Annotated in this window: 23 protein-coding genes; 13 read left to right on the top strand and 10 right to left on the bottom strand. The window is 66.0% G+C overall.

What is annotated here, in order from left to right; all coding sequences use genetic code 11:
* Positions 1 to 13 precede the first annotated feature (13 nt).
* Complete coding sequence (locus B2G71_RS07860; protein WP_098105189.1) at positions 14 to 1,690, top strand: acetolactate synthase large subunit; 1,677 nt, start codon at positions 14 to 16, stop codon at positions 1,688 to 1,690.
* A 122-nt stretch (positions 1,691 to 1,812) separates the two neighbouring features.
* Here the strand turns inward: B2G71_RS07860 and B2G71_RS07865 are convergent, their stop codons facing one another.
* On the bottom strand, positions 1,813 to 2,184 hold the full coding sequence (locus B2G71_RS07865; protein ID WP_098105190.1) for a hypothetical protein: 372 nt from the start codon (positions 2,182 to 2,184) through the stop codon (positions 1,813 to 1,815).
* Positions 2,174 to 2,389 (bottom strand): hypothetical protein, encoded by a 216-nt coding sequence (locus B2G71_RS07870; protein WP_098105191.1) that lies wholly within the window; start codon positions 2,387 to 2,389, stop codon positions 2,174 to 2,176. The genes B2G71_RS07865 and B2G71_RS07870 overlap by 11 nt, the downstream gene beginning before the upstream one ends.
* Before the next feature lie 96 nt (positions 2,390 to 2,485).
* Between B2G71_RS07870 and B2G71_RS07875 the strand changes: the two genes are divergently transcribed.
* On the top strand, positions 2,486 to 3,136 hold the full coding sequence (locus B2G71_RS07875; protein ID WP_098105192.1) for a LexA family transcriptional regulator: 651 nt from the start codon (positions 2,486 to 2,488) through the stop codon (positions 3,134 to 3,136).
* 113 nt (positions 3,137 to 3,249) lie between these two features.
* Positions 3,250 to 3,891 (top strand): MBL fold metallo-hydrolase, encoded by a 642-nt coding sequence (locus B2G71_RS07880; RefSeq protein ID WP_098105294.1) that lies wholly within the window; start codon positions 3,250 to 3,252, stop codon positions 3,889 to 3,891.
* Here B2G71_RS07880 and B2G71_RS07885 read toward each other — a convergent pair.
* A complete protein-coding gene (locus B2G71_RS07885; RefSeq protein ID WP_098105193.1) occupies positions 3,888 to 4,280 on the bottom strand; it encodes an MAPEG family protein in 393 nt (130 codons plus the stop codon). The two genes, B2G71_RS07880 and B2G71_RS07885, sit on opposite strands and share 4 nt — an antisense overlap.
* A 161-nt stretch (positions 4,281 to 4,441) precedes the next feature.
* Here B2G71_RS07885 and rpmF point away from each other — a divergent pair, with 161 nt between their 5' ends.
* The 5 genes from rpmF (at position 4,442) to B2G71_RS07910 (ending at position 7,467) form a co-directional block, all read left to right on the top strand.
* Entirely contained in the window at positions 4,442 to 4,621 is a 180-nt protein-coding gene (gene rpmF / locus B2G71_RS07890) for a 50S ribosomal protein L32 (protein WP_098105194.1), read from the top strand.
* 24 nt (positions 4,622 to 4,645) lie between these two features.
* A complete protein-coding gene (gene plsX, locus B2G71_RS07895; protein ID WP_098105195.1) occupies positions 4,646 to 5,707 on the top strand; it encodes a phosphate acyltransferase PlsX in 1,062 nt (353 codons plus the stop codon).
* The gene (locus B2G71_RS07900; protein ID WP_206049345.1) at positions 5,707 to 6,675 is read left to right on the top strand and encodes a beta-ketoacyl-ACP synthase III; all 969 of its coding nucleotides are present in this window, start codon (positions 5,707 to 5,709) and stop codon (positions 6,673 to 6,675) included. Before plsX ends, B2G71_RS07900 begins: the two co-directional genes overlap by 1 nt.
* 109 nt (positions 6,676 to 6,784) lie before the next feature.
* On the top strand, positions 6,785 to 7,081 hold the full coding sequence (locus tag B2G71_RS07905) for an integration host factor subunit alpha (protein WP_098105197.1): 297 nt from the start codon (positions 6,785 to 6,787) through the stop codon (positions 7,079 to 7,081).
* Positions 7,078 to 7,467, top strand: coding sequence for a MerR family transcriptional regulator (locus tag B2G71_RS07910; protein WP_240530050.1), 390 nt, complete (start codon positions 7,078 to 7,080; stop codon positions 7,465 to 7,467). The genes B2G71_RS07905 and B2G71_RS07910 overlap by 4 nt, the downstream gene beginning before the upstream one ends.
* A gap of 24 nt (positions 7,468 to 7,491) precedes the next feature.
* Here B2G71_RS07910 and B2G71_RS07915 read toward each other — a convergent pair whose 3' ends face one another.
* Both B2G71_RS07915 and B2G71_RS07920 read right to left on the bottom strand, forming a co-directional pair.
* Positions 7,492 to 8,037 carry a histidine phosphatase family protein gene (locus B2G71_RS07915; RefSeq protein WP_098105199.1) on the bottom strand — a complete coding sequence of 182 codons (546 nt, stop codon included), beginning with the start codon at positions 8,035 to 8,037 and terminating at the stop codon, positions 7,492 to 7,494.
* A complete protein-coding gene (locus B2G71_RS07920) occupies positions 8,034 to 10,742 on the bottom strand; it encodes an ATP-dependent DNA helicase (RefSeq protein ID WP_240530051.1) in 2,709 nt (902 codons plus the stop codon). Before B2G71_RS07920 ends, B2G71_RS07915 begins: the two co-directional genes overlap by 4 nt.
* Positions 10,743 to 10,939: 197 nt before the next feature.
* On the opposite strand from B2G71_RS07920, the gene B2G71_RS07925 reads away from it, so the two are divergent.
* Positions 10,940 to 11,554 (top strand): PadR family transcriptional regulator, encoded by a 615-nt coding sequence (locus B2G71_RS07925; protein ID WP_098105201.1) that lies wholly within the window; start codon positions 10,940 to 10,942, stop codon positions 11,552 to 11,554.
* Positions 11,551 to 11,853 (top strand): DUF2218 domain-containing protein, encoded by a 303-nt coding sequence (locus tag B2G71_RS07930; RefSeq protein WP_098105202.1) that lies wholly within the window; start codon positions 11,551 to 11,553, stop codon positions 11,851 to 11,853. The genes B2G71_RS07925 and B2G71_RS07930 overlap by 4 nt, the downstream gene beginning before the upstream one ends.
* 16 nt (positions 11,854 to 11,869) lie before the next feature.
* On the opposite strand, the gene B2G71_RS07935 is transcribed toward B2G71_RS07930, so the two are convergent.
* Both B2G71_RS07935 and B2G71_RS07940 read right to left on the bottom strand, forming a co-directional pair.
* Positions 11,870 to 13,303: an amidohydrolase family protein gene (locus B2G71_RS07935; RefSeq protein WP_098105203.1), complete on the bottom strand. Its 1,434-nt coding sequence runs from the start codon at positions 13,301 to 13,303 to the stop codon at positions 11,870 to 11,872.
* A gap of 86 nt (positions 13,304 to 13,389) precedes the next feature.
* Positions 13,390 to 14,265, bottom strand: a complete 876-nt coding sequence (locus B2G71_RS07940; RefSeq protein ID WP_098105204.1) for a mechanosensitive ion channel — start codon at positions 14,263 to 14,265, stop codon at positions 13,390 to 13,392.
* A gap of 115 nt (positions 14,266 to 14,380) precedes the next feature.
* On the opposite strand from B2G71_RS07940, the gene B2G71_RS07945 reads away from it, so the two are divergent.
* Both B2G71_RS07945 and B2G71_RS07950 read left to right on the top strand, forming a co-directional pair.
* Positions 14,381 to 16,009 (top strand): lysine--tRNA ligase, encoded by a 1,629-nt coding sequence (locus tag B2G71_RS07945; RefSeq protein WP_098105205.1) that lies wholly within the window; start codon positions 14,381 to 14,383, stop codon positions 16,007 to 16,009.
* Positions 15,984 to 16,502, top strand: coding sequence for a DUF1003 domain-containing protein (locus tag B2G71_RS07950; RefSeq protein ID WP_098105295.1), 519 nt, complete (start codon positions 15,984 to 15,986; stop codon positions 16,500 to 16,502). The genes B2G71_RS07945 and B2G71_RS07950 overlap by 26 nt, the downstream gene beginning before the upstream one ends.
* Positions 16,503 to 16,516: 14 nt before the next feature.
* Here the strand turns inward: B2G71_RS07950 and B2G71_RS07955 are convergent, their stop codons facing one another.
* Positions 16,517 to 17,179, bottom strand: coding sequence for a 2OG-Fe(II) oxygenase (locus tag B2G71_RS07955; protein ID WP_098105296.1), 663 nt, complete (start codon positions 17,177 to 17,179; stop codon positions 16,517 to 16,519).
* A 79-nt stretch (positions 17,180 to 17,258) separates the two neighbouring features.
* Here B2G71_RS07955 and B2G71_RS07960 point away from each other — a divergent pair, with 79 nt between their 5' ends.
* A complete protein-coding gene (locus B2G71_RS07960; protein ID WP_098105206.1) occupies positions 17,259 to 17,843 on the top strand; it encodes a cytochrome b in 585 nt (194 codons plus the stop codon).
* A gap of 76 nt (positions 17,844 to 17,919) precedes the next feature.
* Here B2G71_RS07960 and B2G71_RS07965 read toward each other — a convergent pair whose 3' ends face one another.
* On the bottom strand, positions 17,920 to 18,873 hold the full coding sequence (locus tag B2G71_RS07965) for an RcnB family protein (RefSeq protein WP_168176302.1): 954 nt from the start codon (positions 18,871 to 18,873) through the stop codon (positions 17,920 to 17,922).
* A gap of 154 nt (positions 18,874 to 19,027) precedes the next feature.
* Complete coding sequence (ettA, locus tag B2G71_RS07970) at positions 19,028 to 20,701, bottom strand: energy-dependent translational throttle protein EttA (RefSeq protein WP_098105297.1); 1,674 nt, start codon at positions 20,699 to 20,701, stop codon at positions 19,028 to 19,030.
* Positions 20,702 to 20,865 lie beyond the last annotated feature (164 nt).

Raw genomic sequence — 20,865 nt, forward strand, 5'->3', positions numbered from 1 at the left:
GAGCAAGAATACTATGTCGGGAAGCGGTAAGACCAAGGCTTCGGATCTGTTCATCCAATGCCTGGAAGAAGAAGGCGTCGAATACATCTTCGGCGTGCCCGGCGAGGAAAATCTCGACTTCCTCGATTCGCTGTCCCGCTCCGAAAAGATCAAGCTGATCCTCACCCGTCACGAACAGGGCGCGGGGTTCATGGCCGCGACCTACGGACGGCACACCGGCAAGACCGGCGTGTGCCTCGCGACGCTGGGGCCGGGCGCGACCAACTTCGTCACCGCCGCCGCCTATGCGACGCTGGGCGGCATGCCGATGCTGATGATCACCGGCCAGAAGCCGATCAAGAAGTCCAAGCAGGGACGCTTCCAGATCCTCGACGTCGTCTCGATGATGGGGCCGATCACCAAGTACGCGCACCAGATGGCCTCGTCCGACAACATTCCGAGCCGCGTGCGCGAGGCGTTCCGCATCGCCGAGGAGGAAAAGCCCGGCGCGACCCACATCGAGCTGCCCGAGGACATCGCCGACGAGCATACCGATTCGCTGCCGGTGAAGCGCAGCTCGGTCCGCCGCCCGACGGCGGACGTCAAGTCGATCCGCCAGGCCGTGGTCGCGCTCGAGAAGGCGAAGAATCCGGTGCTGGTGATCGGCGCGGGCGCGAACCGCACGATGACGAGCCGCATGCTCGCCCAGTTCGTCGAGAAAACCGGCATTCCGTTCCTCACCACGCAGCTCGGCAAGGGCGTGCTCGACGAGCGGCATCCCAAGTTTCTCGGCTGCGCGGCGCTTTCGGCCGGAGACTTCGTGCACGGCGCGATCGAAACGTCGGACTGCATCGTCAACATCGGCCACGACGTGATCGAGAAGCCGCCGTTCTTCATGCACAACGACGGCCACACGCATGACAAGCGCTGCGTCATCCACGTTTCGACCAACACCGCCGAAGTCGATCCGGTCTACTTCCCGCAGATCGAGGTGATCGGCGACATCGCCAACGCCATATGGCAGATCAAGGAAGACATCGTCCCCTCGGGCGCGTGGAATTTCGACCGCATGCTCGCGTTCCGCAAGGCGGAAGTGGCGCACACCGACAAGCTTGCGAGCGACGCGCGCTTCCCGATCTTCCCGCCGCATCTCGTCAAGCAGGTGCGCGACTGCCTGCCCGACGATGCGATCATCTGCCTCGACAACGGCGTCTACAAGATCTGGTTCGCGCGCGGCTTTACCGCCTATCGTCCCAATACCGTGCTGCTCGACAACGCGCTCGCGACGATGGGGGCGGGGCTGCCCTCGGCGATGATGAGCGCGATGGTCTACCCCGAACGCAAGGTTATGGCGATCTGCGGCGACGGCGGCTTCATGATGAACAGTCAGGAGATGGAAACCGCGGTTCGGCTCGGCCTCAATCTCACGGTGATCATCCTCAACGACAGCTCGTACGGCATGATCCGCTGGAAGCAGGCGAACATGGGCTTCGAGGACTGGGGCTTGACCTACGGCAACCCGGACTTCGTGAAGTATGCCGAGAGCTATGGCGCGAGCGGCTACCGGATCGAGAGCGCGGCGCACCTTGCCGAAACCCTCGCGCACTGTCGCGACACGCCCGGTGTGCACCTGATCGACTGCCCGGTCGACTATTCCGAGAACGACCGGATCCTCAACAGCGACATCAAGAAGCTTTCGAAGGAAGTCTGACGCCCCGGCCCGGTGGGCGCCTCGTTCGACTCCGGCGCCCGCTCGTCCCGAGCCTGGCACGAGGCGCCAGGCACCGGGCGGTCGCTTCGGGACGAGCGGGCGCCTCACGGTCCCAGCGCGCCTCAGTCATCGAGCAGCAGCAGGACTTCGGCCTCGACGGCGAGCCTGGGCCCGGGCGTCATTGCATGTTCCACCTTGGCGATGCGCGCGTCGGCGACGAGTTGGCCGGGTATCGTGAATTCGTGCTCGGGAAGGGCCTCCAGCCAGTGTTCGCCTTTCGCGATCGCATCCTCGCCGACGAATTCAAAGGCGAAGCGATGCCGCGATCCCGAGAAGGTCGCGCTGGACCAGGGTCGTTCCTCATGGTGCAGGAGCCTGGCGCCGCCGTGGGCGAGAGCGAGCAATTCGCTCAGAACGGCGAGCCAGGGGCCGCGGCCGCCGGTCGCCCTGAGCTTCGTGATGAGCGAGCGGGTTGCGGCGGGATCAACGTGCATTGACGCGGCCCTCCGTGCCCAGGCGCTCGCAAGCGGCGCGGTAGCCGGCCATGAAGCACTCGATGCGCGCTTCGGTGCCCGCCCGCGGCGTCCTGCCATTGCGAAGATCGGCCACGAACCGCGGATCATGCGCGGCGAGCCGACCGAACTTGGTCCAGGGCATTTCGGTCTCGTTGAGGAAGCGTTCGATCTGTCGCAGCAACATGCATGGTTCTCCCTTGGCGAATCGACTCGATGTACCCTTTATGTTCCTGTCGAAATCCTACTTGTCTAGGAATTTTCCTTCATATACGATCGCGCCATGGAATCCGATGATCCGCGCGCTCGCCTGCTCGAACTTGCCGATACGAAAGGCGTCAGTCTCGCGCAGCTTTCGCGTCTTATAGGTAAAAACCCTAGTTATCTTCAGCAATTCGTCCGTAAGCGGAGCCCACGCAAGCTCGAGGAAACCGATCGCGCGACGCTGGCGCGCTACTTCGGTGTTGCCGAGACCGAACTCGGTGCTCCTAAGGAAAATTCCTATGACCAGCCGTCATCCGCGCCCGATGACGAATGGATAGAAGTGCCGCGTCTCGATCTCGGCGCTTCGGCGGGGCCGGGCGCGCTGTCTTCGGCCGAAGCGCGCTTCGATGGCTTTCGCTTTTCGCGGCGTTGGCTGCGGGGGCAGGGGCTCGAGGCGGCACGGCTTTCCGCCATCGCGGTGACCGGCGATTCGATGGAGCCGACCTTGCGCGATGGTGACGAGATTCTCGTCGACACGCGCCCGCGCCCGCTGCGCGACGGCATCCACGTCGTCCGGCTCGACGACATGCTGCTCGTCAAGCGGGTCGAGGTGGGGCGGCCGGGCCGTATCGCCCTGCTGAGCGACAACGCGGCCTACCGCCCGATCGATTGCGACGCGGCGGAGCTGGCGGTGATCGGGCGCGTCGTCTGGAAGAGCGGACGAATCTAGCGGCGCGGGCCATGGCGCCGGGCAGCGCGGGGATTGCATTCGCGCGGCGTGGCAGCCATCTCCACGCCATGACCGAGACCGCTTCGTCCGATACCGACCGCCCCGAACCGCCGATGCGCGTGGCCATCGTTCCGGTGACGCCGCTCGAGCAGAACTGCTCGCTGATCTGGTGCACCAAGACCGGGAAAGCCGCGCTGGTCGATCCGGGGGGCGACCTCGACCAGCTCAAGCTCGCGCTCCACAAGGCGGGCGTCACGCTCGAGAAGGTGCTCGTCACGCACGGCCATCTCGACCACTGCGGCCTCGCGGGCGAACTCGCGAAGGAAATGGGCGTGCCGCTCGAGGGGCCGCACGAGGAAGACCGCTTCTGGATCGCCCAGCTCGACGACGACAGCCAGCGCTGGGGCATCGAAGCCCATTGCTTCGAGCCCGACCGCTGGCTGCATAACGGCGACAAGGTGACCGTGGGCGAGCTGGAACTCGACGTCTATCACTGCCCCGGCCACACGCCCGGTCACGTCGTCTTCCACCACGCGCCTTCCAAGTTCGCGATCGTGGGCGATGTGCTCTTCCGCGGCTCGGTCGGCCGCACGGATTTTCCGCGCGGCGACTTCCAGACGCTCGTCGATTCGATTACCCGACGTCTCTGGCCGCTCGGCGAGGATACCACGTTCGTGCCCGGTCACGGCCCTATCAGCACCTTCGGTGACGAGCGGCGCAGCAATCCCTTCGTCGGCGACGCCGCGCTCGCCTAGAGCACGCCCAGCGCGACCAGGATAGCCACCACGGCAAGGCCGAGGCTCAGCAGCAGGGTCGTCAGCATTCCGCCCGCGCGCAGCGGATTGGGCTTCGAACTATCCATGCCGAGCGCGTGGATCACGCGGGCGAGCAGGAACGCGGCGCCGACGAAGGCGATCCAGCGTCCGCCCCTGCCGGTCATCTCGATCGCGCCGATCAGGATCAGGATGAGCGGCGTGTTCTCGATGAAGTTCGCGTGCGCGCGCATGCGCTGCATGAGCAGCGGGTTGCCCTCGTCGCCGTGGAGCACCTTCAGGGAAACGCGCAGGCGAAGCACGCGATAGATAAGCCATAAGTTGATGATCACTGCGGCTGCAGTCAGCGAAAGTGTGGTTTGCAAAATCAAGGATGGCTCCCCAAATCAGTAGCGGTGACGGATCGTAGTGGGCCGGAAGCGGGTTGCAACGCGCGAAAAATCGGCTATAGGCCCGCCTTCGCGCGCCGCCGGACCTGACGGTTACCGGCGGCCTTTTTGACAATGCTGTATTTTCAGGAACAGGTGCCGACATGGCTGTCCCTAAAAGAAAAACGACTCCCTCGCGCAGGGGTATGCGCCGCAGCCATGACGCGCTCAAGGCCGAGGCGTTCCACGAATGCCCTAACTGCGGCGAGCTCAAGCGGCCGCACAACCTTTGTACGGCTTGCGGTCACTACAACGGCCGTGAGATCATCGCGGTCGAGATCTAACGACCCGAGCTTCGGAGAATTACAATGAGCCTGCCGCGTATCGCAGTTGACGCGATGGGCGGCGACGAAGGCGTGCGCGTCATGGTTGAGGGCGCGGCGATCGCGCGCCGTCGCCACGAACAGTTCAAGTTCCTCCTCGTGGGGGACGAAACGCGCATCAAGTCCGCGCTGGAGGCTCATCCGAACCTTCGTGCCTCCTCGGAGATCCTTCACGCCGATGACGTCATCAGCGGCGAGGACAGGCCGAGCCAGGCGCTGCGCCGCGCCAAGACCACCTCGATGGGGCGCGCGATCGCCGCGGTGAAGTCGGGCGATGCCGGCGCCGCGGTGAGCGCGGGTAACACCGGCGCGCTCATGGCCATCTCCAAGCTGACGCTGCGCACCATGCCGGGCATCGACCGCCCCGCGCTTGCCGCTCTGCTACCCACGCTCGGCGACAACGACGTCGTGATGCTCGATCTTGGCGCGAATACCGAGTGCGACACGCGCAACCTCGTCCAGTTCGCTGTGATGGGCGCGGCCTATGCGCGCGTCGTGACCGGGCGCGAGGAGCCGCGACTGCGGCTGCTCAACATCGGCACCGAGGAAATCAAGGGCACCGACCTGCTGCGCGACGCCGCGCAGATCCTCAAGGACGCGGCCGAAGAGCTCTCGTTCAGCTTCGACGGCTTCACCGAGGCCGACAAGCTGTGCCTCGGCGATGTCGATGTCGTGGTTACCGACGGGTTTTCGGGTAACATCGCGCTCAAGGCGGTGGAAGGAACCGCGCGCTTCGTGGCCGACCTGCTGCGCCGCGGCTTTTCCAGCTCGCTGCGCTCGAAGTTCGGGTTCCTCATCTCGAAACCCGCGACCGAGCTGCTCAAGCATCATCTCGATCCCAACAATCACAACGGCGCCGTCTTTCTCGGCCTCAACGGCATCGTCGTCAAAAGTCACGGCGGCGCGAGCGCGGCCGGGGTCGCCAATGCCGTGGCGGTCGCGGCGCGGCTTCTCGAGGAGAACGTCACCGTGCGGATTACCGCCGACCTCGCCCGCGTCGGTGAGGACAGCCTGCTGATGCGTCGCCCGCAGGAGGCTCAGGCCTGATGCGGCGATCGGTACTGACGGGAACCGGCTCCGCGCTTCCGGACCGGTCGATCAGCAATGCGGAACTGGCGGAGCGGATCGACACGAGCGACGATTGGATCGTCGAGCGAACCGGGATTTCGAACCGTCACATTGCCGCCGAGGGCGAGACGACCTCCAGCCTGGCGACGCTGGCCGCGCGGCGCGCGCTCGAGGCGGCGGGGCTCGCCCCGAAGGACATCGACCTGATCGTCCTGGCGACGGCGACGCCCGACCAGACCTTTCCCGCGACCGCGACCCAGGTCCAGAACAACCTGGGCTGCAACGGCGGTATCGCCTTCGACGTCGCGGCGGTGTGCTCGGGCTTTCTCTACGCGCTCGGCGTCGCCGATTCGATGCTGCGCACCGGCATGGCGAATCGGGCGCTGGTGATTGGTTCGGAGACCTTCAGCCGTATCCTCGATTGGGAAGACCGGACCACGTGTGTCCTATTTGGGGACGGTGCGGGGGCGGTCGTGCTCGAGGCCCGCGACGAAACCGGCGATGCGCCGCGCGGCATTCTTGCGACCAGGCTGCACGCGGACGGCGCGCATAATCAGCTCCTCTTCGTCGACGGCGGTCCCTCGACGACCGGCACGGTCGGCAAGCTGAGAATGAAGGGACGGGAAGTCTTTCGCCACGCCGTCGTCAATCTGGCGCAAGTTCTTCAGGAAGTGCTTGAAGATGCTGGGTTAACGATTGGTGATATCGATTGGTTGGTGCCACACCAGGCAAACGCCCGGATATTGGACGCCACCGCGAAGAAGCTGAATTTACCTTCAGAAAAGGTCGTGATGACCGTGGCGCAGCATGCCAATACTTCGGCTGCTTCAGTGCCGCTTGCGCTTGATGTTGCCGTGCGCGACGGACGAATTCGCGAAGGTGACCTCGTCATGCTCGAAGCCATGGGCGGGGGTTTTACTTGGGGGGCAAGCCTGTTGCGCGTCTGATCGCGCCATTTTGCCCGCGCGGCGTAAATCTTCTGTTTGACGGCATTGCTTTTACGGTCTTTTTCCATATGATCCGTCGCGGGGCCGCGCAGACAGGATTGGGGACCAGATGCGCTCCACGGAGACGCTTACACGTGCCGCTATTGCCGAAGCGATTCACCGCAAGCTCGGGCTCTCCCGGGCCGAATCGCTCGCGATGGTCGAGTCCATCCTGATGCACATGTGTCAGTCGCTTGCCGAAGGGGAGAACGTGAAGATCTCGGGTTTCGGCACCTTCCTGCTTCGCGACAAGGGTGAGCGGGTCGGGCGCAATCCGAAGACCGGGGTCGAAGTTCCCATCACGCCGCGCCGCGTCCTGACCTTTCGGGCAAGCCAGATGCTCAAGGATCGCATCGCGGAATCGTGAGCAGGGCGGTGTTCACCGGATTCGACGACGGGAAAGACCCCGAGGCGCTGCGCACCATCGGTGAAGTGACGCGCGCGCTCGGCATTCGCCAGCATGTCCTGCGCTATTGGGAAGAGCAGTTTCCGATGCTCAAGCCGATCAAGCGCAGCGGCGGTCGGCGCTATTACCGGCCCGAGGACGTGGCGCTGGTGGCCGAAATCGATCGCCTCGTACACCACGAAGGCTACACCCTGCGGGGTGCGCGCCTCGCGCTGGAAACAAAGGCCTCCGGTAACGGGAGCGGGGCCGAGACGGCGGCCGCTCCGGCTGTCCAGCCCGCGGCATCGGTGGTCGAGCGGCTGCGCGCCGTGCGGGACGACCTCGCCGCCGCGCTCGATCGCGCCTGAAGCATACGTCAGACCGGCTTCGGCCTAATCGCGCAGTTGCGGGCCCAGTTGCGGATCGAGATCGCGCGGTCGCACGAGATGCACCAGCCGCGCGCACTCGTCCGCCAGATCGCTCCAGGAATCTATGTCGAGTTCGAGCACGGCAAAGGCCGCCGTCGGAAACTTTTCCTCCACGACGTCGCGCAACGGGCTGCTGCCGTCGTCGGGCACGAGATCGAGAATGAGATCTTCCAGGCCCGGGTTGTGGCCGACCATGATGATCGTGCCGGGATCGCCCTCGATCTCGCGCAGCACATCCTGCAGCGTGGCCGAGTTGGCGAGATAGAGCCGCCGGTCCCAGGTGACAGGGGGCGTCCCGCCCGCCGCCTGCGCGGAAATCTCGATCGTTTGGGTCACCCGCACCGCCGGCGAGGCGAGCACGCGATCGAAGCGCACCCCGTACGCGCGGATATGTTCGCCCATCTTCTCCGCGCCCTTGCGGCCGCGCGCGTTCAGCGGCCGGTCGAAATCGCGTAGCCGCGCGTCGTTCCAGTCCGACTTGGCATGGCGGAAAATGGCAAGGGTCTTCATGCGGAGGACTGGGCTCGGTCGGGGGAAACGATGCCGTCTCCTGAACCATGCCGGGCGACCCGTTGCAAGGCCTCGTCCAGCGTCACCCGCTGAACCGGCGTGCCGGGGGGAAAGGCGGTGAGCAGGCGCGAAGGGAAGGCGGGCGAGAGCACGACGAAGTGGCCGCTGTCGTCGCGGCCGCGGATCAGGCGTCCGAAGGCTTGCGCGAGCCGCGCGCGGATGATCGCGTCGTCATAGGCCGAGCCGCCGCCGGTCAGCCGCCGCGCGCGGTGGAGGATCGAGGGGCGCGGCCAGGGGACTTGTTCCATCACCACCAGCCGCAACGAATGGCCGGGAACGTCGACTCCATCGCGCAGGGCATCGGTGCCGAGCAGCGAGGCGGCCGGATCGTCGCGGAAGATGTCGACCAGGGTGCCGGTGTCGATGGGATCGACGTGCTGCGCATAGAGCGGCAGCCCGCCGCGCGCGAGCCGGTCGGCGATCCGGCCATGGACCGCGCGCAGCCTCCGGATCGCGGTGAACAGGCCGAGCGCGCCGCCGCCCGACGCCTCGATCAGCCGGCCGTAGGCGGCAGCGAGCGCGGCTATGTCGCCGCGCGGCACGTCGGTGACGATCAGCACCGCGGCCTGCGCGGCGTAGTCGAACGGGCTCTGCTGCGCGGACAGGCGCGGCTCGACGCCGATATGGCGCGCGCCGCTGCGGGCGATCGCGGATTCCCAGTCCTCGCCGTCACGCAGCGTCGCCGAGGTCATGACGACACCGTGCGCGGGTTCGAGCACGACCTTGGCGAACGGCTTCATCGGATCGAGCCAGCGCCGGTGGATGCCGACGTCGAACTCGCGGGCGTCCGAACGCTCGACCGCGAGCCAGTCGACGAATTCGGGATCGGCGGGGCCACCGAGCCGTTCTAGCAGCGCTTCCCAGGCGGCGACGAGTTCGATCCGCCAGGCGAGCGAGTGCCGCGCGCCTTCGATGCGGGCGCGGCCAGGGCCATCGAGCCAGTCGGGCGGCTCTTCGAGAATCGCCTCGAGGCGCACGCCGAGCCGGATCAGCGGCTGCCGCAAGTCGGCCAGCGCGGCGCGGGCGGCCTGGGCCTGTTCGACGAAGGCGCCCTCCAATTCGGCCGCCTCGGTCTCGAGCCCGTATCCCGCCTCCGCGCCGCCGCTTTCGTCGCGCGCGTAGACCAGCGCGCGGACGGCGGCGAGCAGTTCTTCGATCGGGCCCGAGGGCGTGTTCTCGACGAGCCGTTGCAGCCAGCCGTCGCCGGGAAGCGCTTCGGCCGCCTCGCGCGCGGCCGAGATCGCGCGGCCGCCCGCCTCGTCATAGCTGGCGATGTCGGCGAGACGGGCCGCAAGGCCGCGCCGCCGCCCGCGCGAGGCTTTCTCCGGACCGATGATCCAGCGCCGCAGTTCGATCGCCTCGGCGCCGCTCAGCGCCACCGCGAAGGTCGAATCGGCGGCATCGAAGATATGATGTCCCTCGTCGAAGACGATCCGGGTCGGGCGCGCCGCGTGGTCGCGTCCGCGCGCCGCGTTGACCATGACCAGCGCATGGTTGCCGATCACGAGGTCGGCCTTGGCCGAGGCGCGCGCAGCGCGCTCGATGAAGCATTTGCGGTAGTGCGGGCAGCCCGCGTAGACACATTCGCCGCGCCGGTCGGTGAGCGCGGTGATGCCGCGCTGGCGAAACAGCGTGCCGAGCCAGCCGGGCAGATCGCCGCCGATCACGTCGCCGTCGCGGGTATAGGCGGCCCAGCGCGCGACGAGCTGGGCGAGGATCGCCGCCCGCCCGGCGAAGCCGCCTTGCAGCGCGTCCTCGAGATTGAGCAGGCACAGGTAGTTCTCGCGGCCCTTGCGCACGACCACGGGGCGGCTGCCGTCGGGGCGCCGTTCGGGCCAGGCGCGGCGGCTTTCCTGGCGCAACTGGCGCTGCAGGGCCTTGGTGAAGGTCGAGACCCAGACCGTGCCGCCCGATCGCTCACTCCACCGCGAGGCCGGGGCGAGGTAGCCCAGCGTCTTGCCGATCCCGGTGCCGGCCTGCGCGAGCAGAACGTGCGGCTGCCCCTGACGCGGGCGTGGCGCGAAGACCTCGCTGGTCTCGATCGCATAGGCGCGCTGCCCGGGGCGGGTTTCGGCCTGCGAACCGGTCAGCGCCGCGAGGCGATCGAGCACCTCGTCCTGTTCGAGACGGACTTGCGCCGGCTGGGGCAGGTCGGCGGCCTCTTCCCACTCCGGCAGCCGGGAAAAGAGCCAGCGTTCGGCGCGCTCGGGCCGCGCGATGCGGCCGTTGAGCAGCACCGCCCAGGGCCAGCGCATGCGGGTGAGCGATTGCAGTGCGCTCCAGGCGCCCTCGCGTTCGGCCCAGGCATCGCTCTCGCAGGTCGCGAGCAGTGCGTCCGCGGCCGTCTGGAGCAGCGCGGGTATGTCGCTCTCGCTCGCGGGCTCGGCGAGACCGAGCGCTTTCGCGAGTCCCTTGGGCGTCGGCACAACGAACCGCGCGGGGTGGATGAAGGCGTAGAGTTCGAGCAAGTCGAGGCCCGACAGATCGGGATAGCCGAGACGAGTTGCGACGAGCGGCGCGTTGAGCAGGAGCAGCGGCGTATCGGCCGCGGCCATGACCGCCTCGCCCTTGGACACCGCGCGCGTTCCCGAGGCATCGCGCAACCAGGCGCCGCCGTGACTGCAATGGATGGCGGGAAGCGTCATCATCGGACCATGGGGAGGGCGGAACGAAAAGTAAACGGTCCGATCCCGCGACCTGTGGGGGGGCGGTAAGGGGGCCGGGCCGCGCGATCTCGAGCCGGCGACAAATTCGTGCATCGGCCCTCTTGCAAGATCTATATCAAGATATATCTTAGTCGCATCATGACACATCAAGGGTCCTGATAGATCAAGGAAAGACCATGAGACATCTCTTCTCCCATTCCCGCTGCGGTGCGAGCCGCGAGGACTTCGCGCGCGGCCCGTTCGGCAGGGGCGCCGGCTTCGGCGACTTTCTCGGGCAGGGCTTCGGTCCGCGCGGCCATGGCGGCCCCGGGCGCGGCGGCCGCAGGCGCCGCCTGTTCGACCAGGCCGAATTGCAGACCCTGCTGCTCTCGCTCATCGCCGAGCAACCCCGCCATGGCTATGATCTGATCCGCGAGATCGACGCGCTTTCGGGCGGCGAATATGCGCCGAGCCCGGGCGTGGTCTATCCCGCGCTCACCTACATGGAAGAGCAGGGGGTGATCGCGGTCGCCTCGACCGACGCCGCGCGCAAGTCCTACGAAATCACCGAGGAAGGCCGCAGCCAGCTCGCCGAGCACGAAGGCGAGGTCGCGCATCTGCGCCAGCGCCTCTCCAAGCTCGCAGAGACGCGCGAGAAGTTCGATCCCGCGCCGCTGCGCCGGGCGATGCACTCGCTCAAGTCGGCCGTGTTCGACCGGCTCTCGTCGGACGTGACGAATCGCGAAACGATCCTCGGTCTGGCCGAGATCATCGACGAAGCGACGCGCAAGGTGGAAAGGTACGAGCCATGAGCGAGGTTGAGGCCATTGTCGCCGCCAAGGACGGCGGCAAATACGTCCGACAGCTCTGCAAGCATTGGGCGCACAAGCTGCCGGTCGAGATCGAAGGCGAGGGCGCCAGTCCGCGCGGTGTCGTCACCTTCGTCGGCGCGGTCGCGACGCTCGATGCGGACGATGCCGGTATCCGCGTCCACCTATCCGGCAACGATCGCGAGAACCTCGATCGGTTGAAGGACGTGGTTGCGCAGCACATCGACCGCTTCGCCTTCCGCGAAGCGCCGCTTGCCTACGACTGGACCTGGGCGGACTGAGCGCGGGGGCGCCGGGCTAGTTGCCCAGCACGGCGGGATCGAGCGGCGTCCCTTGCGCCGCCATCCCCTCGACGAGGTTCGCTATCGTGCGCTCGACGTCGGGCCGCGCCGCCTTCGCCAGCATCGCGTCGAGCGCGGCGCGGTCGTGCCAGGTGCCGTCGGCCACGACCGCGAAGGGCTGGTGCGTGCAGGCGATGTCCTGTGTCGGATCGCAGGCGTAGAGCACGACGTCGGCGCGGCACTGCGCCGCGAGGCATCCGCTCTCGCCCGCGAGGCCGAGCACCCCGGCCACCGAGTTGGTGGAGGCGGCGAGGGCCTGCGTGGGCGAGAACCCGGCTGCGACCAGCAGTTCGAGCTCGTCCACCAGCGAGACGCCTGGGGCATTGGTGAAGATCCCGGCATCGCTGCCGGTGACGATCGTCACGCCTTCTTCGTCCATGATCCGCGTGAACGTACCGATGAAGCGGTCCTTTTCCAGGTGCCTGGCGGCATCCTGCTTGGCCCAGAAGGCGATATACTCGGTCTCGGTCTGCTGCGTGACCGGATTCAGCGTCGCGGCATCGGGCTGCTTCGCGAAGGCTCCGTCGCTTTCGGCGACGCGCACGAGGTTGTGGTGCGCAAGCAGCGTTGCCGTCACCGGCGTGCCCGATGCGGCGATCTTGCGGGCAAGGACGCGCGCGGCGTCTTCGTCGAGCCGGTCGCTCAGACCGTGCCAGAGGATCGATTCGGTGTGCTCGATCGTCTCGAAGCCGTCGTCGAGGATTTCCTCGAAGCCGATCGCGAAAGGCTTGTCGAACGGAACGCCCTCGGCGCGGAAGCCTTCGGGGGTGTGCCCCGTGATCTTGAGGTCATGCGCGCGGGCCTCGTCGAGCAGGGCTTCGTACGCCGGACGGCGCAAGTTCGAGTAGGTCTTGAGCCGGGTGAACCCGGCTGCCGCCTGTGCCGCGACGGCCTTGCGCGCCTCTTCGGCCGTCTCGACGACCTGGTGATTGATCTGGGCGTTGGGGCCCTTGCTGTTGAGAATCGGACCCGATGTCAGCAGGCGCGGCCCGGCGAGCTCTCCGTTTGCGATCCGTTCCGCAAGCGCGAGGTGGAAGGGCATGCCCGACATGTTGCGCACCGTGGTCACGCCGTAGGCGAGATAGGCGCCGAGGCCCGCTTCGTCCCAGACATGGACATGCATGTCGGTGAGGCCGGGTATGGCGGTTTTGCCGCTCGCATCGATCCGCTTCGCGCCGGCGGGGGAGGGGGCAGCCGCGGCGGGCCCCGCATAGACGATGCGGCCATCCGCGATGACGAGGCTGGCATCGTCGAACCGGTGCGCCTCGCCGTCGGGAAAATCGATCAGATCGATGTGCTCGACCACGATCGGCGGCGCTGCGCGCGCAGGTGATGCCAGCGCGCCGCTCGCGAAGACGAGCGCCCCCATTGCCAGAACTCGTGAAAACATGACTGGTCCCCCTTTCGGGAGCCAGTCTGCCCGGGCGCCGGCGTAATTCAAGCCCTTGCGCTCCGGGCATCGGACCGATGCGCGTGTCAGGCAGCGTCGTTGCTCGCCGCCATTTCCTTGATCGGCACGTCTTCCTTGAAGGTGTGGGTGACATAGGGGAACGGGATCTCGATGCCCGCCGCGTCGAGCTCGCGCTTGATCGCGTAGACGACGTCGCGCTGCACGAGGAACAGGTTCTGTTCCTTGGTGTTGACCCACCAGCGGACCCAGAAGTCGATCGAACTGGCGCCGAACTCGCGTGCGAAGGCATCGACCGGACGATTGTGGGCGATCGTGTCGACCGACTTGAGCGCCCGCATGATCGCCGCCTCGGCTTCGGGCAGGTCGGTATCGTAGGCCACGCCGACCATGATGTCGAAGCGCCGCTCGACCTGATCGGTGTGGATCTTGACCGGGTTCTTGAAGATCATCGAGTTCGGCATGATCGTCAGCTCGCCCGAGAACTGGCGGATGTGCGTTTCGCGCAGCGTGATCTTCTCGACGGTGCCGCTGATGCCCTCGGTATCGACCCAGTCGCCGAGTTGCATCTTGTCGCGCAGCATGATCAGCACGCCGGCGAGGAAGTTCTCGAAGATGTCCTGAAAGGCAAAGCCGATGGCGACCGCGCCGATGCCGAGCCCGGCGAAGGCGCCCGCCGGGGTGAAGCTCGGGATCGCGACCGTCAGCGCGATCAACAGGCCGACAATCCAGACGGCGAGCTTGATCAGTGTCTCGACCAACGCCTTGAGATCGTTGCGGATATGCGCCTTGCCAGTGATGCGGTCGGCGAGGCGGACTGCGCCCTTGGCGACGAGCCAGGTGAGAATGAGAATGACGAGCGCGATCGCCAGCGACGGCAGGGCTTGCACGAATCCCTTGAGCATCGCGTCGACCTGATCGCGCAGGGTATTGATGTAATTCACGTTCAGAGTTGTCCTCTTGCGTTACCTTGTGAACCAAACCGTCGCTTGCGCGGCTGGTTCCCTCTCGCGTCAGCCCCCTTGCGAAGTGCCGTGATTCCGGCGAAAGGCGCTCGCCATGACCGATGAAGCCCTGATCAGCGCCGCGCGCGTCTCCAAGGCCTGGCCGTTCCAGGAAGCGCAAAAGCTCTTGAAGCGGTTCCCCGAGGGGAAGCCGGACGGCGCGCCGGTGATTTTCGAGACGGGCTACGGCCCTTCGGGGCTGCCGCATATCGGCACGTTCCAGGAAGTGCTGCGCACGACGCTGGTCCGCCGCGCCTACGAGGTGCTGACGGATGGCGCGCCGACGCGGCTTATCGCCTTCTCGGACGACATGGACGGGCTGCGCAAGGTTCCCGACAACATTCCCAACGCCGAACTGCTCGCGGCGAACCTGGGCAAGCCACTTACGCGCATTGCCGATCCCTTCGGCCGCTACGAGAGCTTCGCGCACCACAACAACGCGATGCTGCGCGAATTCCTCGACCGCTTCGGCTTCGAGTACGAATTCGTCTCGGCGAGCGAGCGCTATAACGCGGGCGCGTTCGACGCGGCGCTGGCGAACGTGCTGCGGCGCTATGACGCGATCATGGAGATCATGCTGCCGACGCTGCGCGAGGAACGGCGGCAGACCTATTCGCCGGTCCTGCCGGTCTCGCCCAAGAGCGGCGTCGTGCTCCAGGTGCCGGTCGAGGTGGTCGACGCGGAAAGCGGCATGATCCGCTTCACCGATGAGGGCGGCAGCGTGATCGAGCAGTCGATCTTCGGCGGGCAGGCCAAGCTGCAGTGGAAGGTCGACTGGGCGATGCGCTGGGTCGCGCTCGGCATCGACTACGAGATGTGCGGCAAGGACCTTACCGACAGCGTCACCCAGTCGGGCAAGATCGCCAAGGTGCTGGGCGGGCGCAAGCCCGAAGGCATGATCTACGAGCTTTTCCTCGACGATAAGGGCGAGAAGATCTCGAAGTCGAAGGGCAATGGCCTCACCATCGAGGAATGGCTGACTTACGGCACCGAGGAGAGCCTGGGCTTCTACCTCTTCCGCGAGCCCAAGAGCGCCAAGCAGCTTCACATCGGCGTGATCCCCAAGGCGGTCGACGAATACTGGCAGTTCCGCGGCAATCTCGCGAGCCAGCCGATCGACAAGCAGCTCGGCAATCCGGTGTGGCACCTGTTGCGCGCGAACGGCGACGGCAAGGGGGCGGGCGACACGCTGCCGGTGACCTTCGGGCTGCTGCTCAATCTTGTCGGCGTGCTCGGCGCGGAGGCGACGGCGGACCAGGTCTGGTCCTATCTTGGCAACTATGTGTCAGACGCGTCGCCCGAGGCCAATCCCGAAGTGGCGCGGCTGGTCGAGGCGGCGCTCGCCTACAACCGCGACTTCATCGCGCCGACGCTCGTCAAGCGCGCGCCCGCGCCGAACGAGGCGGCCGCGCTCGCCGCGCTCGATGCGGAGCTAGCGCAAGCCGGGCCGGCGACCTCGGCCGAGGATCTGCAGACCGCGGTCTACGAGATCGGCAAGCGCGAGGAATTCGGCTTCGAATCGCTGCGCGACTGGTTCAAGGCGCTCTACGAAACCCTGCTCGGATCGAGCCAGGGGCCGCGCATGGGCAGCTTCATCGCGCTCTACGGCATCCCGGAGACGCGCAAGCTGATCGCCGAGGCGCTTGCCGCCAATGATCATGCACAAGACGCCCAAGACGCCTGACGAACTCGCGCAAGAGCTGCTCGGGCGGCTCTTCGAAGAGCTGGACGGCGAGGAACAGCGCGTCCTCCAGCGCATCGCATCGGGCACGCTGCTCGGGCGCGACGCGCATGAGGAAGCCGCCGCCCATGCCACCTTCGGTCAGCGCCTTGCGGACAGGGTGGCCGCGATCGGGGGCTCGTGGGGCTTCATCGGTGGCTTCGTCGTCGTGCTGCTGGGCTGGATGCTCGTCAACAGCCGGGTCCTCGAAAGCCTGGGGATCGGTCCCTTCGATGCCTATCCCTACATCTTCCTCAACCTGATCCTGTCGATGCTCGCCGCGATCCAGGCGCCGGTGATCATGATGAGCCAGAACCGGCAGTCGGAGAAAGACCGCATCGCCGCGCGGCACGACTACGAAGTGAATCTGCGCACGCAATTGGAGATCATCCGGCTGCACCGCCGTTTCGACCTGCTGCTCGAGCGGCTCCAGATCGTGATCGAGGGCGACGACTAGGCCACGGTCGTGGATCACGCCCAGGGGCGCGTGCGGAACCACTTGGTGATGACGTACTTGGTGCCCTGCACGACGGGAGTCGCGGCGTGCATCGTTGCCATGTTTGGCGTGCCGTCCGCGCTGGCGTTGTTCCACACAAGCAACGAGCCTTTCTGCGGCGACACGCTGATGCCGAGAGAGGGAAACGCGGTCTCGCCGCCTTCCTCGACGTCGCTCAGGTAGATCATCGCGGTCCAGCTCCGCTGCCCGCCGCGCGCCTTTTCGTCTTTCCAATAGGCCGCGTTGACGTCGAAGAAGTCGCAGTGCTCGCGATATTGCTGGCCGGGCGCGTAGCGCTGGCCCTGGACGCGCTCACCCCACGAGATGTCGATGCCGAGCAAGTCGGACAGCCGCCGCTCGATCATCCTGACTTCGCTGTCGTCTTGCGGGATGTCGCCCGAGTAGCTCGTGCGATAAGCCTCGATGTAGGTCTCGTCGTAGAGCTGCGAGGGCTCCGCGACGCAATCGATCAGCTCGATCATCGCGCGGCATTCGCGGTCGTCAAGGAAATCGCCGACCGCGAAGAGCTCCGCCTCCTCGACGGGGATGCGATAGACCGAAGGATCGCGCGCGAGCCGTTCGCGTACTCGCGCGCCGAGTTTCTCGAGCGCCTTTCGATCGGGAACCGTGTCTGTCATCGCGATATTCGGAGCCGTGTTCGAGATTTCCGCAGTGCCTTGGCACAATGGCGATTGTCCGGCTGCATAGGCGCTTGCCATGCATGCCGCGAAGTTCCATCACTTGCGCATGCTCGGAAATCAAGGCCTGACCTACAGCCGCGTCGCCATTGCGCTGCACTGGCTGATCGCGCTGCTCATCATCTTGAACTTCATCGCCGTGTGGGTCGCTGAAGACCTGCCCCGGCCGGAGCGGATCGAACTGATGGCCAATCACAAGGCGATCGGCATCACCGTCCTGATCCTGTCGATCTTGCGGATTCTCTGGCGGGTCACGCATCGCGCCCCGCCGTTCGATCGTTCGCTTGCGATCTGGGAAGTCGCGCTGGCGCGGATCGTCCATGCCCTGTTCTATTTCCTGATTATCGCGATCCCGCTCACCGGCTGGGGCATGGTCTCGACCGGCGGCGATGCCGTTAGCGTGTTCGGCCTGTTCTCGGTCCCGGCCTTGCCGGTGGGATCGGACAAGGCGACGGGCGGGATTTTTCACGAAATCCACGAGGTGTTCGGCACGATCATGCTGGTGCTGATCGGCCTGCACCTGCTCGGTGCGCTAAAGCACCAGTTCGTCGATCACGACGCCACGATGGCCCGGATGGTCCCCTTCCTGCGCGCGCGGCGCTAGGCCTGAAAAGGCAAGGAGCCTTCCGCGAAGGGGAAGCGGAAGGCTCCTGTCCGGCCGCGACCGGGCCGGAAACGGTTCACCAGAAGAAATCGTAGATCACGTCCACCACTTCGCCGGTGTAGGTGTCCACAAGCAGGACATCGTCGTAATAGCGCACCCAGCGGTACGGACCGTAAACCTCGGGTAGGCGATAATACCAAGGATCGTTGATCCAGTAGCGGTTGCCGTAGAACAGCGAGCCGAGCGTGAAGCCGATGCTGACACGGCGATAGGAGTAGTTGCGGTACGGCGAGTAATACCGGCCGATATGATAGATCGTGCGGTTGCGCGCGCGATGGCGCGACCAGTCGTAGCGGTCGTTGCGACGCCAGTTTCGGTCCCACCTGCGATGATCATCGCGCCGATTGTCGGACCAGCGGCGATCGTTGTCGCGCCAGGAGTTGCCGCGCCGGTCGTAAGTGCGGTTGCGGTCGCGATCGCTGTAGGTGCGGTTGCGCTGCCAGTCGCGCGCGCGGTCGCCGCGATTGTAGGTGTGGTCGCGGTCATTATCGCGGCGGCTGTCTGTTCGGCGATCGTCGTTGCGCTGGCCCGTCCAGCGATTGTTGACGGGATTGGTGCGCGTACGGGTGTCGCTGCGGTCGCGATTGCCGTAGTCGCGGCGCGTCTGCGTCTGCGTCTGCGTCGGAGTGGGCCGCTCCGCCTGACGCGGCGCGCCGATCCTGGCATGCGTATCGCTCCGGCTCTCCGATACGATCAGGCCACCGGTGCTGCGCGAGCTGCTGCGCTGTTCCGTGCGCTGGACCCGCTCGGGCCGCTGCGCCCGGTCCGAGCGTTGCGCACGCTGCTGCGCGCGTTGCTCGCCGCCGCCGCGTCCGCGGTTGTTGTATTGCGGCTGCGAGCGTTCCTGACCGCGTCCCCAGCCACGCTGGGCCTCGGCCGCCTGCGCCGGAATCGCCATCATCGCGATCGCGGCGGCGACGGCGGTCCATCCGCCGGTGCGCAGCAGGGCCGTCCTCTTGTTCCTGTTCATTTTCGTGACACCTGTCCTAGCTCTCAAACCCATGTCGACCGGCGAAATCGACGTATGGGTTCATTAGCTGAAACGCGCTGTCACAAACGTGAACCGGTTCGCCGCCAACCGTTAATGTTGGTGCCAGATATTCTGAACAACGAATCCCGTGATATCAGCGAGTCAGCTTCTTGTAGGCCAGACGAGTCGGGCGGTCGGCGGCGTCGCCCAGGCGGCGGCGCTTGTCTTCCTCATAGGCTTCGAAGTTGCCTTCGAACCATTCGACGTGGCTGTTGCCCTCGAAGGCGAGGATGTGCGTGGCGAGACGGTCGAGGAAGAAGCGGTCGTGGCTGATGACCACGGCGCAGCCCGCGAAGTTCTCGATCGCTTCCTCGAGCGCGCCCAGCGTCTCGACGTCGAGATCGTTGGTCGGCTCGTCGAGCAGGAGGACGTTGCCGCCTTCCTTCAGCATCTTGGCCATGTGCACGCGGTTGCGCTCACCACCCGAAAGTTTGCCGACGTTCTTCTGCTGGTCCGCGCCCTTGAAGTTGAACGCGCCGACATAGGCGCGCGTCGACATGTCGTGGCCGTTGACCTTCATGTAGTCGAGCCCGTCGGAGATCTCTTCCCAGACGTTCTTGGTGGGATCGAGGTGATCGCGGCTCTGGTCGACGAAACCCAGATGCACGGTCGAGCCGATGTCGATCTCGCCGCTGTCGGGCGTCTCCTTGCCGGTGATGATCTTGAACAGCGTCGACTTGCCCGCGCCGTTGGGGCCGATCACGCCGACGATGCCGCCCGGCGGCAGGATGAACGAAAGGTCCTCGAACAGCAGCTTGTCGCCATAGGCCTTCGAGATGTTCTTGGCCTCGATGACCTTGCCGCCGAGGCGCTCGGGCACCTGGATGACGATCTGCGCCTTGCCGGGCTTGCGGCCGGCCTGGGCTTCCTGAAGCTGCTCGAACTTGCGGATACGCGCCTTCGACTTGGTCTGGCGCGCGGACGGGGTCTGCCGAATCCACTCCAGCTCTTCCTTGAGCGCCTTCTGCCGACCCGATTCCTCGCGCTCTTCCTGCTCCATGCGCTTGGCTTTTTTCTCGAGGTAGGTCGAGTAGTTGCCTTCGTAGGGGAAGTACTTGCCGCGATCGAGTTCGAGGATCCAGTCGACCACATGATCGAGGAAGTAGCGGTCGTGGGTGATCATCAGCACCGCGCCAGCGTATTCCTTGAGGTGGTTTTCGAGCCACTCGACGCTTTCGGCGTCAAGGTGGTTGGTCGGCTCGTCGAGCAGCAGGATCGAAGGCTTCTGGATCAGCAGGCGGGTGAGCGCGACGCGGCGCTTCTCGCCGCCGGAGAGGCTTTCCACGCCCCAGTCGCCCGGCGGGCAGCGCAGCGCTTCCATCGCGATCTCGAGCTGGTTGTCGAGCGTCCAGCCATCGACCGCGTCGATCTTGTCCTGAAGGTCGGCCATCTCGGCGCCCAGCGCATCGAAGTCGGCATCTTCCTCGGCCATCTCCATGCCGATCTGGTTGAACCGCTCGACCATGTCCGCCGTGCCGCGCGCGCCGTCCTTGACGTTTTCGAGCACGGTCTTGGTCGGATCGAGTTCGGGTTCCTGCTCGAGATAGCCGACGGTGATGTTCTCGCCCGGCCAGGCCTCGCCGGTGAAGTCCTTGTCGATGCCGGCCATGATCTTGATCAGGGTCGACTTGCCGGCGCCGTTGGGGCCGACGATGCCGATCTTCGCGCCTTGGTAGAACTGCAGCGAGATGTTCGAGAGCACCGGCTTCTGCGCGCCGGGGAAGGTCTTGGTCATGTCCTTCATGACGAAGGCGTACTGGGCGGCCATCGGAATCCTCTGGGAATGGTCGGTGACGGGATTTTGGCGGGTCTCTACAGGCGGGGGGCAATGCGCGCAAGCGCCGCGCCGTTCGCCGTCGATGGTCTCGGAATTGGGGATTCCGGCGGGGCCTTGCAAGGCCGCGCGCGAGCCGCAGGCGGATTGCGAAAAAG

The sequence above is a fragment of the Novosphingobium sp. PC22D genome (assembly GCF_002556635.1).
In the GTDB taxonomy this organism is placed as follows: Bacteria; Pseudomonadota; Alphaproteobacteria; order Sphingomonadales; family Sphingomonadaceae; genus Novosphingobium.

What these genes read in the sequence shown, in the direction of transcription:
- B2G71_RS07860 (WP_098105189.1), top strand. Translation starts at nt 14, where the DNA reads ATGTCGGGAAGCGGTAAGACCAAGGCTTCGGATCTGTTCATCCAATGC.
- B2G71_RS07865 (WP_098105190.1), bottom strand. Translation starts at nt 2,184, where the DNA reads ATGCACGTTGATCCCGCCGCAACCCGCTCGCTCATCACGAAGCTCAGG.
- B2G71_RS07870 (WP_098105191.1), bottom strand. Translation starts at nt 2,389, where the DNA reads ATGTTGCTGCGACAGATCGAACGCTTCCTCAACGAGACCGAAATGCCC.
- B2G71_RS07875 (WP_098105192.1), top strand. Translation starts at nt 2,486, where the DNA reads ATGGAATCCGATGATCCGCGCGCTCGCCTGCTCGAACTTGCCGATACG.
- B2G71_RS07880 (WP_098105294.1), top strand. Translation starts at nt 3,250, where the DNA reads ATGCGCGTGGCCATCGTTCCGGTGACGCCGCTCGAGCAGAACTGCTCG.
- rpmF (WP_098105194.1), top strand. Translation starts at nt 4,442, where the DNA reads ATGGCTGTCCCTAAAAGAAAAACGACTCCCTCGCGCAGGGGTATGCGC.
- plsX (WP_098105195.1), top strand. Translation starts at nt 4,646, where the DNA reads ATGAGCCTGCCGCGTATCGCAGTTGACGCGATGGGCGGCGACGAAGGC.
- B2G71_RS07900 (WP_206049345.1), top strand. Translation starts at nt 5,707, where the DNA reads ATGCGGCGATCGGTACTGACGGGAACCGGCTCCGCGCTTCCGGACCGG.
- B2G71_RS07905 (WP_098105197.1), top strand. Translation starts at nt 6,785, where the DNA reads ATGCGCTCCACGGAGACGCTTACACGTGCCGCTATTGCCGAAGCGATT.
- B2G71_RS07915 (WP_098105199.1), bottom strand. Translation starts at nt 8,037, where the DNA reads ATGAAGACCCTTGCCATTTTCCGCCATGCCAAGTCGGACTGGAACGAC.
- B2G71_RS07920 (WP_240530051.1), bottom strand. Translation starts at nt 10,742, where the DNA reads ATGACGCTTCCCGCCATCCATTGCAGTCACGGCGGCGCCTGGTTGCGC.
- B2G71_RS07925 (WP_098105201.1), top strand. Translation starts at nt 10,940, where the DNA reads ATGAGACATCTCTTCTCCCATTCCCGCTGCGGTGCGAGCCGCGAGGAC.
- B2G71_RS07930 (WP_098105202.1), top strand. Translation starts at nt 11,551, where the DNA reads ATGAGCGAGGTTGAGGCCATTGTCGCCGCCAAGGACGGCGGCAAATAC.
- B2G71_RS07935 (WP_098105203.1), bottom strand. Translation starts at nt 13,303, where the DNA reads ATGTTTTCACGAGTTCTGGCAATGGGGGCGCTCGTCTTCGCGAGCGGC.
- B2G71_RS07945 (WP_098105205.1), top strand. Translation starts at nt 14,381, where the DNA reads ATGACCGATGAAGCCCTGATCAGCGCCGCGCGCGTCTCCAAGGCCTGG.
- B2G71_RS07950 (WP_098105295.1), top strand. Translation starts at nt 15,984, where the DNA reads ATGCACAAGACGCCCAAGACGCCTGACGAACTCGCGCAAGAGCTGCTC.
- B2G71_RS07955 (WP_098105296.1), bottom strand. Translation starts at nt 17,179, where the DNA reads ATGACAGACACGGTTCCCGATCGAAAGGCGCTCGAGAAACTCGGCGCG.
- B2G71_RS07960 (WP_098105206.1), top strand. Translation starts at nt 17,259, where the DNA reads ATGCATGCCGCGAAGTTCCATCACTTGCGCATGCTCGGAAATCAAGGC.
- B2G71_RS07965 (WP_168176302.1), bottom strand. Translation starts at nt 18,873, where the DNA reads ATGAACAGGAACAAGAGGACGGCCCTGCTGCGCACCGGCGGATGGACC.
- ettA (WP_098105297.1), bottom strand. Translation starts at nt 20,701, where the DNA reads ATGGCCGCCCAGTACGCCTTCGTCATGAAGGACATGACCAAGACCTTC.